The sequence below is a fragment of the Bacillus sp. ISL-7 genome (assembly GCF_018613065.1).
This window is the reverse complement of the sequence record NZ_JAGGQW010000110.1, coordinates 1-16,380: the sequence shown is the minus strand read 5'-3', so window position 1 is coordinate 16,380 and position 16,380 is coordinate 1. Positions and strand designations below refer to the sequence as shown.

Annotated in this window: 15 protein-coding genes, 1 tRNA gene, 1 rRNA gene, 1 other RNA gene and 1 other annotated feature; of the genes, 4 read left to right on the top strand and 14 right to left on the bottom strand. The window is 40.9% G+C overall.

Features of this window, described 5'->3' with window-relative positions; translation table 11 throughout:
* Positions 1-343: 343 nt before the first annotated feature.
* The 7 genes from J7E66_RS31350 to tadA form a co-directional block, all read right to left on the bottom strand.
* Entirely contained in the window at positions 344-607 is a 264-nt protein-coding gene (locus J7E66_RS31350) for a pro-sigmaK processing inhibitor BofA family protein (protein WP_215007955.1), read from the bottom strand.
* A gap of 87 nt (positions 608-694) precedes the next feature.
* A complete protein-coding gene (locus J7E66_RS31345) occupies positions 695-913 on the bottom strand; it encodes a YaaL family protein (RefSeq protein WP_215007952.1) in 219 nt (72 codons plus the stop codon).
* Positions 914-934: 21 nt separating this feature from the next.
* Positions 935-1,531 carry a recombination mediator RecR gene (gene recR, locus J7E66_RS31340; RefSeq protein ID WP_088084902.1) on the bottom strand — a complete coding sequence of 199 codons (597 nt, stop codon included), beginning with the start codon at positions 1,529-1,531 and terminating at the stop codon, positions 935-937.
* Between the two features lie 17 nt (positions 1,532-1,548).
* Positions 1,549-1,869 carry a YbaB/EbfC family nucleoid-associated protein gene (locus tag J7E66_RS31335; RefSeq protein ID WP_168245863.1) on the bottom strand — a complete coding sequence of 107 codons (321 nt, stop codon included), beginning with the start codon at positions 1,867-1,869 and terminating at the stop codon, positions 1,549-1,551.
* Between the two features lie 226 nt (positions 1,870-2,095).
* The gene (gene dnaX, locus J7E66_RS31330) at positions 2,096-3,784 is read right to left on the bottom strand and encodes a DNA polymerase III subunit gamma/tau (RefSeq protein ID WP_215007949.1); all 1,689 of its coding nucleotides are present in this window, start codon (positions 3,782-3,784) and stop codon (positions 2,096-2,098) included.
* Between the two features lie 145 nt (positions 3,785-3,929).
* An RNA gene (gene ffs, locus J7E66_RS31325) (signal recognition particle sRNA large type) lies at positions 3,930-4,194 on the bottom strand.
* Between the two features lie 76 nt (positions 4,195-4,270).
* Entirely contained in the window at positions 4,271-4,786 is a 516-nt protein-coding gene (gene tadA, locus J7E66_RS31320) for a tRNA adenosine(34) deaminase TadA (RefSeq protein WP_215007961.1), read from the bottom strand.
* A 257-nt stretch (positions 4,787-5,043) separates the two neighbouring features.
* On the opposite strand from tadA, the gene J7E66_RS31315 reads away from it, so the two are divergent.
* The 3 genes from J7E66_RS31315 to J7E66_RS31305 all read left to right on the top strand — a co-directional run bounded on the left by J7E66_RS31315 (position 5,044) and on the right by J7E66_RS31305 (position 7,887).
* Positions 5,044-6,330, top strand: coding sequence for a glycosyl hydrolase family 18 protein (locus J7E66_RS31315; RefSeq protein ID WP_215007946.1), 1,287 nt, complete (start codon positions 5,044-5,046; stop codon positions 6,328-6,330).
* Positions 6,331-6,528: 198 nt separating this feature from the next.
* Positions 6,529-7,176 (top strand): deoxynucleoside kinase, encoded by a 648-nt coding sequence (locus tag J7E66_RS31310; protein ID WP_215007943.1) that lies wholly within the window; start codon positions 6,529-6,531, stop codon positions 7,174-7,176.
* 15 nt (positions 7,177-7,191) lie between these two features.
* Positions 7,192-7,887: a deoxynucleoside kinase gene (locus J7E66_RS31305; protein WP_374103910.1), complete on the top strand. Its 696-nt coding sequence runs from the start codon at positions 7,192-7,194 to the stop codon at positions 7,885-7,887.
* Between the two features lie 111 nt (positions 7,888-7,998).
* Here the strand turns inward: J7E66_RS31305 and J7E66_RS31300 are convergent.
* The 6 genes from J7E66_RS31300 to guaB form a co-directional block, all read right to left on the bottom strand.
* Positions 7,999-8,091: transfer RNA gene (locus tag J7E66_RS31300), tRNA-Ser, on the bottom strand.
* 287 nt (positions 8,092-8,378) lie between these two features.
* On the bottom strand, positions 8,379-9,659 hold the full coding sequence (gene serS / locus J7E66_RS31295) for a serine--tRNA ligase (RefSeq protein WP_215007937.1): 1,281 nt from the start codon (positions 9,657-9,659) through the stop codon (positions 8,379-8,381).
* A gap of 89 nt (positions 9,660-9,748) precedes the next feature.
* Positions 9,749-9,972: a binding site (T-box leader), on the bottom strand.
* 57 nt (positions 9,973-10,029) lie between these two features.
* Positions 10,030-10,620, bottom strand: a complete 591-nt coding sequence (pdxT, locus tag J7E66_RS31290; protein ID WP_215007934.1) for a pyridoxal 5'-phosphate synthase glutaminase subunit PdxT — start codon at positions 10,618-10,620, stop codon at positions 10,030-10,032.
* Between the two features lies 1 nt (position 10,621).
* Positions 10,622-11,503 (bottom strand): pyridoxal 5'-phosphate synthase lyase subunit PdxS, encoded by an 882-nt coding sequence (gene pdxS, locus J7E66_RS31285; RefSeq protein ID WP_215007932.1) that lies wholly within the window; start codon positions 11,501-11,503, stop codon positions 10,622-10,624.
* A gap of 197 nt (positions 11,504-11,700) precedes the next feature.
* Positions 11,701-13,017 carry a D-alanyl-D-alanine carboxypeptidase family protein gene (locus tag J7E66_RS31280; RefSeq protein ID WP_251033233.1) on the bottom strand — a complete coding sequence of 439 codons (1,317 nt, stop codon included), beginning with the start codon at positions 13,015-13,017 and terminating at the stop codon, positions 11,701-11,703.
* Positions 13,018-13,232: 215 nt separating this feature from the next.
* Positions 13,233-14,702, bottom strand: coding sequence for an IMP dehydrogenase (gene guaB, locus J7E66_RS31275; protein WP_215007930.1), 1,470 nt, complete (start codon positions 14,700-14,702; stop codon positions 13,233-13,235).
* Between the two features lie 106 nt (positions 14,703-14,808).
* Between guaB and J7E66_RS31270 the strand changes: the two genes are divergently transcribed.
* Positions 14,809-15,750: a YaaC family protein gene (locus tag J7E66_RS31270; protein ID WP_215007928.1), complete on the top strand. Its 942-nt coding sequence runs from the start codon at positions 14,809-14,811 to the stop codon at positions 15,748-15,750.
* Between the two features lie 522 nt (positions 15,751-16,272).
* Here the strand turns inward: J7E66_RS31270 and rrf are convergent.
* Positions 16,273-16,380 (bottom strand): 5S ribosomal RNA (gene rrf, locus J7E66_RS31265); the annotation flags it as partial.

The window sequence follows — 16,380 nt, the reverse complement described above, 5'->3', positions numbered from 1 at the left end:
TAGGCACGCCGCCAGCGTTCGTCCTGAGCCAGGATCAAACTCTCCAAGAAAGTTGATTAGCTCATTTTGTTACGTTGGCTTAGTTTCTTAATTGAAACTAAAATTTTTGTTTGTTTGCACGATTTTGTTTGTTTAGTTTTCAAAGAACAATTTCTCTGTCGCCTAAAAGCGACTTTATTATCTTATCAAGTTATCAACCAGAAGTCAACAACTTTTTTCATTTGCATTTCATCGTCTCTGTGACGACTTTTCATATATTACAGCATATAAAAGGATTGGTCAATACCTTTTTATAAATTTGTTTTTCAAAAAGAAAAACCGCTTCTTTTCAGCGGTTTTAGGACTAGAGTACCCAATGTTGAATAGCAGCTAAAGCGATTAGACCCGGGATTCCTAAAAATCCTGAAATAGCCGATGTAGCAAAATTAATCGGCACATGAATTCCATAGCGGTTACCCGCAGCATTTAAGAAGAATAAAAATAGCGCTCCAATGACTAATTTAATAGCAGCCTGTCCAACCAATCGAGCGGGCTTGAAAGGAGCACCCGTAAATAAAAGGATAAGTACGAGCCCTCCGAGGATGGATATTACGATAATTGGTTCCAAAAAAGCTATCCCCCTTCTTAAGTCACTTTGTTTCAACTTATGTACAAGTTGATAAAGATAGACCTAAAAAAGGAAATAGCTTAGTTTTTATCTCATTAAGGTAACATTCCGCTGCTTTGCTTCTTTTAATAGAAAGATATATTTTGCCTCAGCAATTTTTGTTTGGCAAATCACTTCTTCGGAAGGATCAAAACTTTTTTCCAACAGCAGCTTTTCTTGCTGCCAATGTTCTTTATATCGATTCAACTGCATTAAGAACTTTTCATTATACTCCTTACGCAGCCGACCTTTACGCTGAAAAAACATGACTGATTCCTCCGCGTCTTTTTAAAATTCTCTCCGGCCTTCAATCGCTTTCGATAAGGTTACCTCATCCGCATATTCAAGGTCCCCGCCAACAGGAAGCCCATGCGCAATTCTTGTCGTTTTAATCCCTGATGGCCTTAACAAACGTGAAATGTACATCGCGGTTGCTTCCCCTTCGATATTAGGGTTAGTCGCTAGGATCACTTCAGTAACTGTTTCATCCTGAAGACGTTTTAAGAGGTCAGGGATATTGATATCCTCAGGACCTATCCCATCCATCGGGGAAATCGCCCCATGCAGAACATGGTACAAACCGTTGAATTCCTTCATTTTTTCCATCGCTATCACATCTTTAGGATCTTGGACGACACAAATGATACTTCTATCCCGGCGTTGGTCCTCACAAATATAACATGGATCCTGATCCGTGATATGACCACAGACAGAACAATAGGTTAGATTTCGTTTGGCATTCACTAGTGCTTTTGCAAAATCAAGCACCGTATCCTCTTTCATACTTAGGACAAAAAAAGCCAGACGACCGGCCGTTTTTGGGCCGATACCTGGCAGCTTCATAAAGCTGTCAATCAGCTTAGATATTGGTTCAGGATAATGCATCTTTTGCTATTCCACTCCTAAAAAGGAAGGTTCATTCCTTTTGTAAATTGCCCCATCGTACTGTTTGTTAACTCTTCTACCTTTTTAAGAGCATCATTTGTTGCAGCTAAAACAAGGTCTTGAAGCATTTCGATATCATCCGGATCGACTGCCTCTGGTTTGATAATTACATCGACAACTTCCTTATGACCGGTTACCACTACTGTGACCATTCCACCGCCAGCAGATCCTTCAATCTTCTTTTCACCTAATTCTTCTTGTGCTTTCGCCATTTCCTTTTGCATCTTTTGCATTTGTTTCATCATATTTTGCATATTTCCCATTCCGCCACCACGCATCATTACCATCTACCTCCATTTAATTATTTAGCTGTGTTAAACAGGTCTGTTGATTTCCGCTCCAAGCGCTTCGCTTTCCGCGGGCGGTCCGGGGAGTCTCCTCGGCGATACTCGCCTGTGGGGTCTCCCCCAGCCCCGTACTCCCGCAGGAGTCTCGCGCCTTCCGCTCCAATCAACAGAGTGTGCAAAATCAACAATTAGCTTAACACAGCCAATTAGTTAGTTATTAATCAATAATTTCCACAAATTCTTCGCCAAATATTTTTTTCGCCTCGGCAATATGTGGTTCTTCTTCCTTAGGTGCTTCGCTGGTTTCTCCTTCAGCACCATCATGACTATTCAAAAAGTTTTCGCGAATTGGCAGCCACTGGTCTTCAGGAACACCTAAAAGGATGAATCTTTTGCCGGTTAATTTATATAATGCGGCGATCACAGCATCAAGAAAATCCGCACGATTCATTGCCATTTGACAAATCATCTCATGCTTGAATTTTATAATAAAAGCAGTTGAGGACGCTGCAATTGGCTCTGCATCGTTTAACAGGGCGGCTTGTGATTTTAAAAGACTTGCCCGCAATTCGCCCCAATTGGTTTTGATGACATTTAGATCGCTTTTCGTTGCCTGCTTTAATACTTCATTGATTTTTCCAACTGCAGGTTGAAATGTCTTTTTAGAAGACCTAGGCGCAGACTTCTGCGCTTGTGTTGCGGTATCTTGCGGGACTGCCGCCACACCAGTTTCCTTTAAATGCTGCAGTTCTGTCTCAAGCTGGCCGATTCTTGTTATTAATTGTTCAATTTGTGCTGGATTTGCTTGCTCTGTGTGTTTAACTTCCATTTGACATAACTTAACGATCGCTACTTCAAGGAAAATTCTTGGATGGTTGGTCCAGCGCATTTCTTGTTGAGTTTTATTCAAGAGATCGATGAGCTGATAAATCTGCTCCATTGAGATGGTTTCAGCCATGATTCGAAAATCATCATCAAGCATCACTCTTTCAAGGGATTCTTCAAGGTTTGGTGCTGTTTTATAAAGCAGCATATCACGATAAAATAAAATTAAATCCTCAATAAAGCGCATTGGGTCTTTTCCATGAAATAAAAGTTCATCCAGTGCTTCTAACCCGCTCGCAACATCTTTTTCCCTGAATGCTAAGGCAAGCTTATTCAAAAATCCCTGCGATACTGATCCGGTTACCGTTAAGGCATCCTCAATTGATACCTGGTCCTGGCTATACGATATGGCCTGATCTAATAAACTGAGCGCATCACGCATCCCGCCATCTGCTGCCCGGGCAATTAATTGCAGGGCTTGCTCATCACAATTGACTCCAGTTTCCTCAACGATTAATTTCATCCGTTTGACGATTGCTCCAGCTGTAATTCTTCTAAAGTCAAAGCGCTGACATCTTGAAATAATAGTTAAGGGGATTTTATGAGGTTCTGTCGTTGCTAAAATAAAGATCACATGCTTTGGCGGTTCTTCTAATGTTTTTAACAATGCATTGAATGCGCTAATGGATAGCATATGTACTTCATCAATAATATAGACCTTATAATTAACCGAAGTAGGTGCAAATTTGACCTTATCAAGAACATCACGCATTTCCTCCACCCGTGAGTTCGAAGCAGCGTCAAATTCCAGCACATCCGATATTGTCCCATTGGTGATTCCGAGACAGGCAGCACACTCGTTACATGGCTCTGAAACCGGCGAACGTTCACAATTTATCGCCTTTGCTAATATTTTAGCCGCACTTGTTTTCCCTGTTCCTCTCGGTCCTGAAAAAAGATATGCATGAGAGATCTTTTGTTGAAGCAGGGCGTTTTGCAATGTCTTGGTTACATGTTCTTGTCCTACTACATCAATAAATGTTTGAGGCCGCCAAACACGGTATAAAGCCTGATAAGCCAATTGACAATCGCCCCCTTCAAATTTTTCATCTTTCTACTTTTCTTATTATACCTTAACCATTTTGGTTTTTACAAAATGAATCTAGTTGAATGTACAAAAAAACTCATCCCAATTCTGAGATGAGTTAATTTATGTAATATAACAGCCGTGCACCTTCCGTCGACTAACGCCCATAAGCGTTACTTAAGCAGTTAGCTCGGCCCAGGCAACCCTGCGGCACATGGGAGCGTCCACTTAATGCTGCTTCCTTCCGGACCTGACATGGTTCATGGATTCCCATTGCGCAGGACCCGGGCGTCAACACCACTTACTTAAGGCAGACCCTACAGGTCGTTAGCCTCGGGAAGGAATTCAGTCCCGCTAGAGCGGATTGCGGGTACAGGGCACCGCTACCTCCCCACCTAGCACGGCAAAGTTGATACCAAAGTTTAGTGCGTCTCTATGACGCTTTCTTAGTATACAAATATTCTCGTAAAAAAGCAATCACTATTCACTGTCAGTTTTTGTAAGTTCATCCTTTTGCACTTTTTTCTCGAGCTTTTTCCGCTCTCTTATTTTTCGAAAAAAGTCGGAGAGTATTCGCCCGCATTCTTTCTCTAATACACCGCTGATAACCTCACTCTGATGGTTGAAGCGCTCATCCTCCAAGAGGTTCATGAGTGTACCCGCACAGCCGCCCTTAGGGTCAACTGCACCATAAACGACTCGTTTGACCCTTGATAACATGATTGCCCCTGCGCACATTGGACAAGGCTCTAACGTTACATATAAGGTGGCATCTTCAAGGCGCCACGAGCGCAGTTCCTTGCAGGCCTGATCAATCGCTAATAATTCAGCATGGGCGATGGCATTTTGCTCGTTCTCGCGTAAATTGTGGGCCCTAGCAACAACCTTTCCTTCTATTACAATAACGGCACCAATCGGCACCTCATTCAGCTCTTCTGCTTTATTAGCTTCCTTTATTGCTTCTCTCATAAAATCTTCATCTTGCATTCGCTCAATTGTCATCATATTTCCCCTTTAAAAATTCAATTTAACGGTAAAAAATTGCCGGTCATCTTTATTAATGACCATTATAATTTATGGCAGGCCGATTTACATAAAATTATTGACCTATCAGTACGCCTTAACGATGATAGAGAATGTCTTAAAGGCAAGGATGCACCCTAGTACAGATATAATTTATCAGCATTATATCATTTATCCGCTCCCTCCCTCATAAAATAGTTGCAACGCATATTTGCCAAGGAGGTATTAGGATGCAAATCCATGTGATAAAAAGTAATGAATCCTTAACTACAATCGCTAGGACTTATCATACAACTGTTCAAGATATCGTTGAGGCAAATGATTTACCCAATCCAAACAATCTAGTTATCGGACAGTCGCTTGTCATTCCAATCATCGGTCACTTTTACTTCGTGCAGCCAGGTGATTCCTTATTCTCTATATCAAGAAAGGTTGGCGTCCCTTATCAGGAGCTGGCCACCATCAATCGGATTAATGTAAATCAACCACTTAATGTAGGCTTCCGTCTCTATATACCTCAAGGTAAAAAAAGAAACGCAGAGTTTAACGCGTACGTTGAACCGCGCGGCACCACTGTAGCCCCTGTCCTAGAATCCAGTGCCCGTGAGGCCGCACCTTATCTTACGTATTTAGCCCCCTTTAGCTTTCAAGCACGGCGCGATGGTACCTTGAAAGAACCATTACTTAATAACTTTCCTGCCATCGCTAAAGCCAATCGCAATGTCTTAATGATGGTTATTAACAATCAAGAAAATGACCAGTTTAGCGATGAACTCGGTCGGATTCTTTTGAATGATACAGCCATTCAAGATAAATTTCTTAACAATATTGTCACCACTGCCAATAAGTATGGCTTCCGTGATATTCACTTTGACTTTGAGTTTTTACGCCCTGCTGATCGCGAGGCCTATAATCGCTTTTTACGAAAAGCAAAACAAAGATTCTCACGTCAAGGCTGGCTCATGTCAACCGCCCTTGCCCCAAAGACTAGTGCAACCCAAAAAGGAAAATGGTATGAAGGGCATGATTATAAGGCACACGGCGAAATCGCTGACTTTGTCGTCATTATGACCTATGAATGGGGTTATAGCGGCGGCCCTGCGATGGCTGTTTCGCCAATTGATCAAGTAAGAAGAGTATTGGAGTATGCGATAACTGATATTCCAGCAAATAAAATTATGATGGGACAGAACCTGTATGGCTATGATTGGACACTGCCATTCGTGCCGGGGTCAGTGGCGAAGGCAGTGAGCCCACAGCAGGCGATACAGCTGGCCGCAAGCCACAATGTCCCGATACAATATGACACCAAAGCCCAGGCCCCATTTTTTAGATATACCGATGCCGGGAAGCAGCATGAGGTTTGGTTCGAGGATGCCCGCTCGATCCAGGCAAAGTTTGACTTAATTAAAGAGTTAAATATTAGGGGAATGAGTTATTGGAAGCTTGGGCTAGCTTTCCCGCAAAACTGGCTGTTGATCGTGGACAATTTCAATGTCACCAAACGTGGGACTTAACTATTTTTATTCTACAAAAACTGCCCCTATTCGGCAGTTTTTTCATATATTCGACATAAAACGGATTACTTCTAAATATTCCTTATCCCTTCCTGAGTGAGATTATGATAAAATAGTCTTTGCCTGTTTTACGGTACTAAATAACCAGTTTATCTGGTGAAACATAGAGTGTAGGCAGTTGGAGAAGGAGGACTTGCAATGGGGGATACACCTTTTATTACCGTTGAAGGGCCGATAGGTGTTGGCAAAACATCTCTCGCTAAAGCCATTTCAGCGCAATTCGAATTTGCATTACTAAAAGAGATTGTTGATGAAAATCCATTTCTAGGGAAATTCTATGAAAATATTGAGGAGTGGAGTTTTCAAACGGAAATGTTTTTCCTCTGCAATCGCTTTAAGCAATTAGGGGATATCAATACCCATTTCTTAAGCCAAAAGCAATCCGTCGTAGCGGATTATCATATCTTCAAGAATTTAATTTTTGCTAAGCGTTCATTAAGCAGGAACGAGTATCAAAAATACTATAAAATTTATCAAATCCTTACCGAGGATATGCCGAAGCCTAACGTGATTATTTATCTGAATGCAAGCCTAGACACGCTTTTAAAACGCATCAAAGTAAGAGGGCGTGAAGTCGAAAAAAATATCAGCCCCTTATATTTAGAGCAGTTATCGCTTGATTATGAAGAAACAATGATGATCTTTGAAAAAGAACATCCTGAAATACCAGTTCTTCGTTTCAGTGGAGATGAATTGGATTTTGTAAAAAATGAACATGATTTAAACCATATTATTGGTCAGTTATCATTAGCATTAAAAAAAAGCAGCTGGACTAAAACACTATAGAACAGGGGAATGTTAGTGAGTATCGTAATTGGTGGTATGATAGGTCTTGGAAAAACAAGTGTTGCAGACACATTGAATGCACACTTTCAAAATAGAGGAATAGATAGTAAAGTGTTTTATGAATCGGTGGATGACAATCCGATTCTACCGCTCTATTACGAACTGACACCTGAAGAGTTAGATGCAAGAAGGATTCCTTTCCTTCTTCAATTATTCTTCTTAAATAAACGCTTTAAAACGGTTAAGGAGTGCGTCAGTTGGAGAGAGCCTGTTTACACCATTCAGGACCGTTCCATATATGAAGATTGGTATTTTGCTTATGTAAATAAATCATTAGGCAGAATATCAGATTTGGAATTTAAAATTTACGAAGACTTAGTTGAAAATATGCTTGAAGAACTAAATGAACTTCCAAGGAAAGCGCCAGATTTAATGGTTTACCTTAAAGGTTCGTTCGATACGGTAATTGATCGGATTATGGCGCGCGGTCGAAGCTTTGAAATAAACCCTGAGCTGAAGGAATACTACTTCGAGGTTTGGAAGGGTTATGATGAGTGGGTCATGAATCAGTATGCAGCAAGTGAAGTATTAGTGATTGATATGGATACGACAGACGTCGTAAAAAATGAAGAAGATGCCACTAAGGTCTGCCGTGCGGTTGAAGATAAACTACAAGAAATATTAAATATGAGAACAGCACATATTGGGTAATCCAGTATGTGTTTTTTTATGTCCTTTATTTTTTAGAGCATAAAAAAAATCCGTTACATGTACTGTAACGAACCATTATCTCCAGTTTTTATGCGCGATTTAAAATTTTAATGGAGGAGGAAGAGGGATTCGAACCCCCGCGCGGAATGACCCGCCTGTCGGTTTTCAAGACCGATCCCTTCAGCCAAACTTGGGTATTCCTCCGTATCAACAAAAACTAATTTACCATATTGTTTTTACTATGTCAACATACTAAATAAAAAACTGGACAAATTTTTGTCTGTCCAGTTTTTTGTAATTTTAGCTTTGTTAAACTTGTCTGTTGATTTCCGTTCCATGTGCGTGCGGTTCGCGGGCGTTCCGGGGAGCCTCCTCGGCGCTTCGCGCCTGTGGGATCTCCCCTGTCCCGTGCTCCCGCAGGAGTCTCGCACATTCCACTCCAATCAACAGAGTGTGTAAAATCAACATTTAACTTTAACACAGCTTTAATTTCACATTGGCTTAATGACTTCGCGGTTGCCCATATATGGACGTAAAACCGTAGGAATCACGACACTGCCATCGGCTTGCTGGTAATTTTCTAAAATGGCAGCCACCGTGCGGCCAATCGCGAGGCCAGAACCATTTAAGGTGTGTACATGCTCTGGTTTAGCCTTTGGTTCGCGACGGAAGCGAATATTTGCCCGCCTTGCCTGGAAGGCCTCAAAATTACTGCAAGAAGAAATTTCTCGGTAAGTTCCATAGCTTGGAATCCAAACTTCAATGTCATATTTTTTTGCTGCGGTAAAGCCAAGGTCAGCTGTACACATGCTTAACACACGGTATGGCAGATCAAGTAATTGTAATACCCGTTCAGCGTCATTTGTCAGCTTTTCCAGTTCCTGATAAGAATCCTCAGGCTTAACAAACTTTACAAGTTCAACTTTGTTAAATTGATGCTGACGAATCAAGCCTCGTGTATCACGGCCCGCAGAGCCAGCCTCAGAGCGGAAACACGCACTGTATGCGGCGAAGCGGATTGGCAGGTCTTCACCGCTTAAAATCTCATCTCGATGAAAATTGGTGACAGGTACCTCTGCTGTTGGAATCAAGAAGTAATCTTCATTTTCAATCAAAAACGCATCTTCTTCGAATTTAGGAAGCTGGCCAGTTCCCGTCATGCTTGCCCGGTTGACTAAATATGGCGGTAATATCTCTGTATAACCATGCTCATCAACATGGAGGTCTAACATGAAGCTCATTAATGCACGTTCTAAACGAGCTCCTAACCCTTTATAAAAGACAAAACGGCTTCCAGTTACTTTACCAGCTCGTTCAAAATCCAGAATACCTAGTTGATCAGCAACATCCCAGTGAGGCTTGACTTCAAACTCAAACTCACGCACCTTGCCCCACTGTCTAATTTCAATATTATCATCCTCGGTTTCACCAACTGGAACACTTTCATGCGGGATATTTGGAATGCTCAACATCAAAAGCTCTAATGACTCTTCAACCACTCGTAATTCATCATCAAACGTTTTGATCTGGTCACCAACCTCACGCATTTCTTTAATTAAGTGATCGGCATCCTGCTTTTCACGCTTTAAAGAAGCAACCTGCTGAGAAACCTCATTTCGACGGCTTTTTAACTTTTCTGTTTCCACAATCAATTCGCGTCTTCTTTGGTCGAGTTCTTCAAATTGGTCGAGAGCAGATAAATCTTCTCCACGCTTTTGAAGTTTTGCTTTTACATCTTCAAAATCAGCTCTTAACACTTTAATATCCAGCATAATAACAGCGCTCCTTTTTTAAAAATATTTTAGATTAGACTTGCTTCACGGGCGCATCCGCTTAAAAATAAAAAAACTCCCGCCCCTAATACAGGGACGAGAGTTACTCGCGATACCACCCTGGTTGACAGAAAAAACTGTCCACCTCGAAAAAACGTTAACGGTTTCTACCGAAAGTACTTACTGACCTCATGAGGAGGTGTTCCGCACCTTGCTCGAGGAGGGATTCACAAGCTTCATCCACCGGTTCACACCAACCACCGGCTCTCTAGAGAATGAATATCCTGTTACTAGTTCCTCTCATTGCTTTAATCTTTATTTAGATTTTGTAATTTTAAATTACTATAATTATAAACCAAATGCAACCCAATTATACCAGATGTTTAGCCTTCGCTTCCTTCACCATCTCGACGAAGTACGAAGTAAGACCATGATTATCCGTCAACTCAGGATGGAAGGAACAGCCTAGAAATTGTCCTTCCCGCGCGGCCACGATGCGGTCATTATGCTTGGACAGAATTTCAACATTCTCTCCCGCCTCAACGATGTGCGGTGCACGAATAAATACTGCTGGGAAGCTTTCAGCGACGTCTTTAATCGCAAGGTCCGCCTCAAAGCTGTCAACTTGGCGTCCAAACGAGTTACGTTCCACCTTAATGTCCATTACACCGATGTGTGACTCGTTATAGCCAACAAGATCTTTGGCTAATAAAATGAGCCCCGCACAGGTTCCGAACATAGGTTTCCCTTCTTGAGCAAATTCTTTAAGGGCATCCATAAAATCATATTTGTCAATTAAACGTCGCATTGCTGTACTTTCTCCGCCAGGAAGAATGAGGCCATCCACTTCTTGTAGTTCTTCTTTTCTTTTGATTGCGACGGCCTCTACACCACATGCTTCTATTGAGCTCATATGTTCACGGACCGCCCCTTGTAGAGCAAGAACGCCGATTCTAATCATCTTACCATCCACGCTCCTGCATGCGTGCTTCAGGTGCTAGTGATGAAATTTCGATCCCTTTCATTGGTGTTCCAAGATCCTTTGAAAGTTCAGCAATTAATTTATAGTCTTGATAATGTGTAGTTGCTTCAACAATCGCTCTAGCAAATTTCGCTGGGTTTTCTGATTTAAAGATACCAGAACCAACAAATACACCGTCCGCTCCTAATTGCATCATTAACGCAGCATCAGCAGGTGTTGCCACACCGCCAGCAGCAAAGTTAACAACTGGCAGCTTGCCAATTCGTTTAATTTCTAAGAGGATTTCATATGGTGCACCTAATAGCTTTGCTTCTGTCATAAGCTCGTCCTCATTCATTGCAACAACTTTACGGACTTGAGCATTTACCTTACGGATATGGCGGACTGCTTCAACAATATTACCTGTTCCTGGTTCGCCTTTTGTACGAAGCATAGATGCTCCTTCACCAATCCTGCGGGCAGCCTCACCAAGGTCACGACAGCCGCATACAAACGGTACAGTATAATCTCTTTTATTTAAATGGTATTCTTCATCAGCAGGTGTTAAAACTTCACTCTCATCGATATAGTCAACACCCATTGCTTCAAGAATGCGCGCTTCTACAATATGTCCAATTCTTCCTTTAGCCATTACAGGGATCGTCACAGCACCCATAACTGCTTCAATGATTCTAGGGTCTGCCATTCTTGCTACACCGCCAGCTGCGCGGATATCTGAAGGAACACGCTCTAAAGCCATTACTGCTACTGCTCCTGCTTCTTCAGCAATTTTCGCCTGCTCTGCATTAACAACATCCATGATGACGCCGCCCTTTTGCATTTCAGCCATACCACGTTTTACGAGATCAGTACCTGTTATCATTTCTAAATCCCCCTAATTATTTCTTTTAATATTAAGAAAAATTTTCTCATAGTTTCAGAAATCTTTATTAATTTAGTCGGAATTATTTTAACCCCATAAAAACATTAAAGCAACAAAAAAGGATTCCTGTCAAGACAAGAATCCTTTTCGCGTACATCCTATTATTACCACCTAGAGGTTCTACTGCTTAAATTAAATTAAAACCATCCTTTAACAGCAGTAGAAATTCCATGCCAGACATCACCAAAAAAACTACCGATGCCTCTCATCATTAACACAAACCAGTTTGACTTTTCTACATCATTTGCAGCAATCACATCAACCTTGGCCTTTTGTTGACCTTCTGCTGTTAAGAACTTAACTTTTCCTCCGTTTTTTGGTGCAACTGTTACGTAACCAACCGTTTCACCTTTTTTAATTGGTGCGGTTAGCTCACCGTTTTTATTCAGTTTCTTTTTATCTAGTACAAGGACTGGTTGATAATCTTTTTTTCCGCCATTCTGAATCATCATATTTATAGCTGATTTCGTATAGATTTTTACTTGATCCTCTTTTCCTTTAACAACAGGAACGGTTTTCTGATCTTTTACTTGATAATGTTTAGGAACAAGCTTTTCCTTCGTATAATTGCTGAAAGCATAATCCAGCATTTTTTTCGTTTCACCAAAGCGTGCCTTATACCCATCGTTTTTGCCGCTAATATCCTTAGCATTTTGAACAACAGTTATGAATCGTTTACCATCACGGCTTGCTGTCCCTGTAAAACAGTAGCCTGCAAAATCAGTGGTACCTGTTTTTAGTCCATCCATGCCTTGATAACCATAAACCAATGATGGCAGCATCCAGTTCCAGTTTTGCATTTCTATTCTATCTTCTGTTCCTTCTCGGAATACCTTTTTAGGCGTACTAGCCGTTTTTAGAACATCTGGATAATCATTTATGAGATGAAAAGCTAATGTCGCCACGTCATGAGGGGACATAACGTTTTCTTCATCTGCTCCTGCTCCTTCTGGTTGGTCACCGTTATAATCTTTATTATTCAAACCGGTGGAGTTTACAAATTTACTATTTTTCAATCCTAATTTTTTTGCCTTGTCATTCATCATTTTCACAAAATTGGTTTCCGTACCGCCAATGACTTCTGCTAGAGCAATGGTTGTTCCATTTGCAGAATAAATAGCCATTGCTTCATATAATTCTCGAACCTTATATTTTTCACCAAGGCGTAATGGGACATTAGATAAACCAGTCGGCTGTGAGATTTTATAAACAAGATCACTTACTGTATATTCCTGATCCCATTTCACCTTACCATGTTTTACAGCATCGAGTAAAAGATACTCAGTCATCATTTTCGTCATACTGGCAATTCCTAATGGACTGTCAGCATTCTTTTCATATAAAATCTTGCCCGTTTCTCCATCAACCAAAATAGCTCCATCTGCATTCACATTTAATGCTGCGTCTGCCTTCGCTATATCAACACCAGCAAATAGTCCAAAAAACATAATCATTGCCATAGCACTGGCAATACATTTCCTATAAAAATGTTTGTTCACTTTAACGCCCTCCAAGAATTTATACACTTTGGTTATTTTAACATAACTCTATGGCAAATCATAGACGGAGCTATGAACCATCTTATGGCTATTTTTGAAAGTTTCGCACACATTCCTAGGCCTTTTTACATAAAAAAAAACAGAGAAGTCACGCTTCTCTGTTTTAATGATTATAGCGAGTAATTTGGAGCCTCTTTTGTGATTTGGACATCATGTGGATGACTCTCTCTAAGACCCGCACCGGTCATTTTAATAAATTGTGCCTTCATCCTTAATTCCTCAAGGTCTTTAGTTCCACAATAGCCCATTCCTGACCTGAGGCCGCCGATCAGCTGATAAATGGTTTCTGCTAACGGCCCTTTATATGGAATCCGTCCTTCAATTCCTTCTGGAACGAACTTTTTATTATCTTCTTGGAAATAGCGGTCTTTAGAACCTTTTTCCATCGCTGCAACGGAACCCATGCCACGATATACCTTAAAACGTCGTCCTTGGAAGATCTCTGTCTCACCTGGACTCTCTGTTACCCCAGCCAATAGACTGCCAAGCATAACAGCATGTCCACCAGCTGCCAGGGCTTTCACGATGTCACCAGAGTATTTGATGCCGCCATCAGCAATAATCGTTTTACCATGCTTGAGCGCTTCTGATGCACAATCATAAACAGCGGTAATTTGCGGAACACCAACACCTGCTACAACCCTTGTCGTACAAATAGAACCAGGTCCAATTCCTACTTTTACCACATCTGCTCCTGCCTCAATTAAAGCTTTGGTTCCTTCAGCTGTTGCCACGTTTCCAGCAATAATGGTTAGGTCAGGATACGCAGTTCTGATTTCCTTTACCATATCGAGGACACCTTTTGAATGTCCATGGGCTGTATCGAGGACAATCACATCGACATTCGCTTTTACCAGCATATCCACACGTTTCATTGTGTCGCTTGTTACACCGACCGCAGCTCCGGCTAATAAACGGCCTTGGCTATCCTTAGCGGAGTTTGGAAATTCAATAACCTTTTCGATATCTTTAATTGTTATTAGCCCTTTTAAAACACCCTGCTCATTTACAAGCGGAAGTTTTTCAATTTTGTAGCGCTGCAGAATCTTCTCTGCCTCTTTTAACGTCGTTCCGACTGGGGCTGTGACAAGTTTCTCTTTGGTCATTACGTCAGAAATTTTAAATGAATAATCTTGGTCTTGAATAAAGCGAAGATCCCTATTGGTGATAATACCGATAAGCTTTTGTTCTTCAAAGTTATTTACGATTGGTACTCCGGAAATACGATATTTTCCCATTAAATGCTCCGCGTCAAACACTTGGTGCTCTGGTGTTAGGAAAAATGGATCAGTAATAACCCCGCTTTCCGATCTCTTTACCTTTTCAACCTGCTCCGCTTGCTGATCAATGGTCATATTTTTATGAATGATCCCTAAACCGCCTTGGCGAGCCATTGATATAGCCATTTCTGATTCTGTTACTGTATCCATCCCAGCACTTATGATTGGAATGTTCAGCTTTACACTTGGTGATAATTCCACTTGCATGTTTACATCTCTTGGCAATACCTCAGATTTACCAGGAATTAATAATACATCATCAAACGTTAAACCTTCTTTTGAAAATTTACTTTCCCACATTTTTATGGCCCCCAGGAAAAAAATATTATTTGTAGGTTATCAATTGGATAAAATACTGTCAAGGAATAAGTATTAGTCTGATTCTTCTGAAAAAGGTGATATAGTCTTGGGTATTGAATATAAAGATTGGAAAAGCTACTCTTGCTTCTTTTCGGCAGAATACTGCCAACGCTTTTTAAAAGGTTGTTACCAAAAGCGTCAGATCGAGAATCCTGAACAAAAAAGCTATGAAAATTGTTATGCCTTTCTTTATTATCTTGAACACGGACAAATTTATTATCAACAAGCAGAAAGCTCTCCTCTTATTATAAAACCAATTTTACTTTTTTATGGTCTCGTCCATTTAATTAAAGCATGTATATTAACCGTTGATCCTGCTTATCCAGAAACAACGGCGGTTTTAGCACACGGAGTTTCGACAAGGAAAAGGAAGAAGCAGAATTATCATTTCTTTCAAGACGAAGTTAAATTTCAAAAAAATGGACTTTTCCCCTTCATCTCTGAAAAATTGTTTCACATGAAACAATTGGAAGGGGAGAAAGTCATTATGGAGGAATTACTACAGCTTATACCAGAACTGGATGATTTATTCTTTTTACTTGAAGGGAAAAGGACATTTATTAAGTTACAAACGGATCAAAAACAGTTTTTTGTACCTGAAACCGTATTAGATCATTTTCATATGACAGAAAATCGGTTTAAGGAATTTTTGACATCTAAGTTTGAAAAAGGAGTGGAATTTTCAAATGATGGTCTGGCATTTTCGATGAACACGACTTCTCTTTTTGGAAATTCTCCACTTAAATATAATATTGAGAATGAAACCTTTGCATTGCCTCTGAATAAAGAGAACTATTTCAATTTCCCAGAACTATTGGTCCATTATTTATTGCTTTACAATTTAAGTATGATCGCCCGCTATGAAACGGAATGGTGGAGTGAGTTGACCAAAATGATGCCCAATCAGGATTATCCATTCATATGTTCTTTTCTTGATATCACCATGCAGAAAGGACCCTTTTTGATTTATCAGTATTTGATGGGATAGTATAATTAATATAAAAAAAGAGGTTGTCAAATAAAGCCCCGCTTTTGGACATCCTCTTTTAGGTGTTTTTATCTGGGTTTTGTCCTTCGGAACCTTTACGATAGACATTTTTCCTGTCCACTGGTGGGGCTTTGTCCTTCGGAACCCTTCCGATGGACATTTTTCCTGTCCACTGGTGGGGCTTTGTCCTTCGGAACCCTTCCGATAGACATTTTTCCTGTCCACTGGTGGGGCTTTGTCCTTCGGAACCCCTCCGATGGACATTTTTCCTGTTCACTGGTGGGGTTTTGTCCTTCGGAACCATTCCGATAGACATTTTTCCTGTCCACTAGTGGGGTTTTGTCCTTCGGAACCATTCCGATAGACATTTTTCCTGTCCACTAGTGGGGTTTTGTCCCTCGGAACCCCTCCGATGGACATTTTACTCATTAACGGGCATGGTAAATCCCTAATCGTCTAACACTAAACAAGTTTCTCCACATAACAAAAAGAACAACCCAAAAATGAGTTGTTCTTAGATATGCCTGGCAACGTCCTACTCTCACAGGGACGCGTGTCCCAACTACCATCGGCGCTGAGAAGCTTAACTTCCGTGTTCGGTATGGGAACGGGTGTGACCTTCTCGCCATT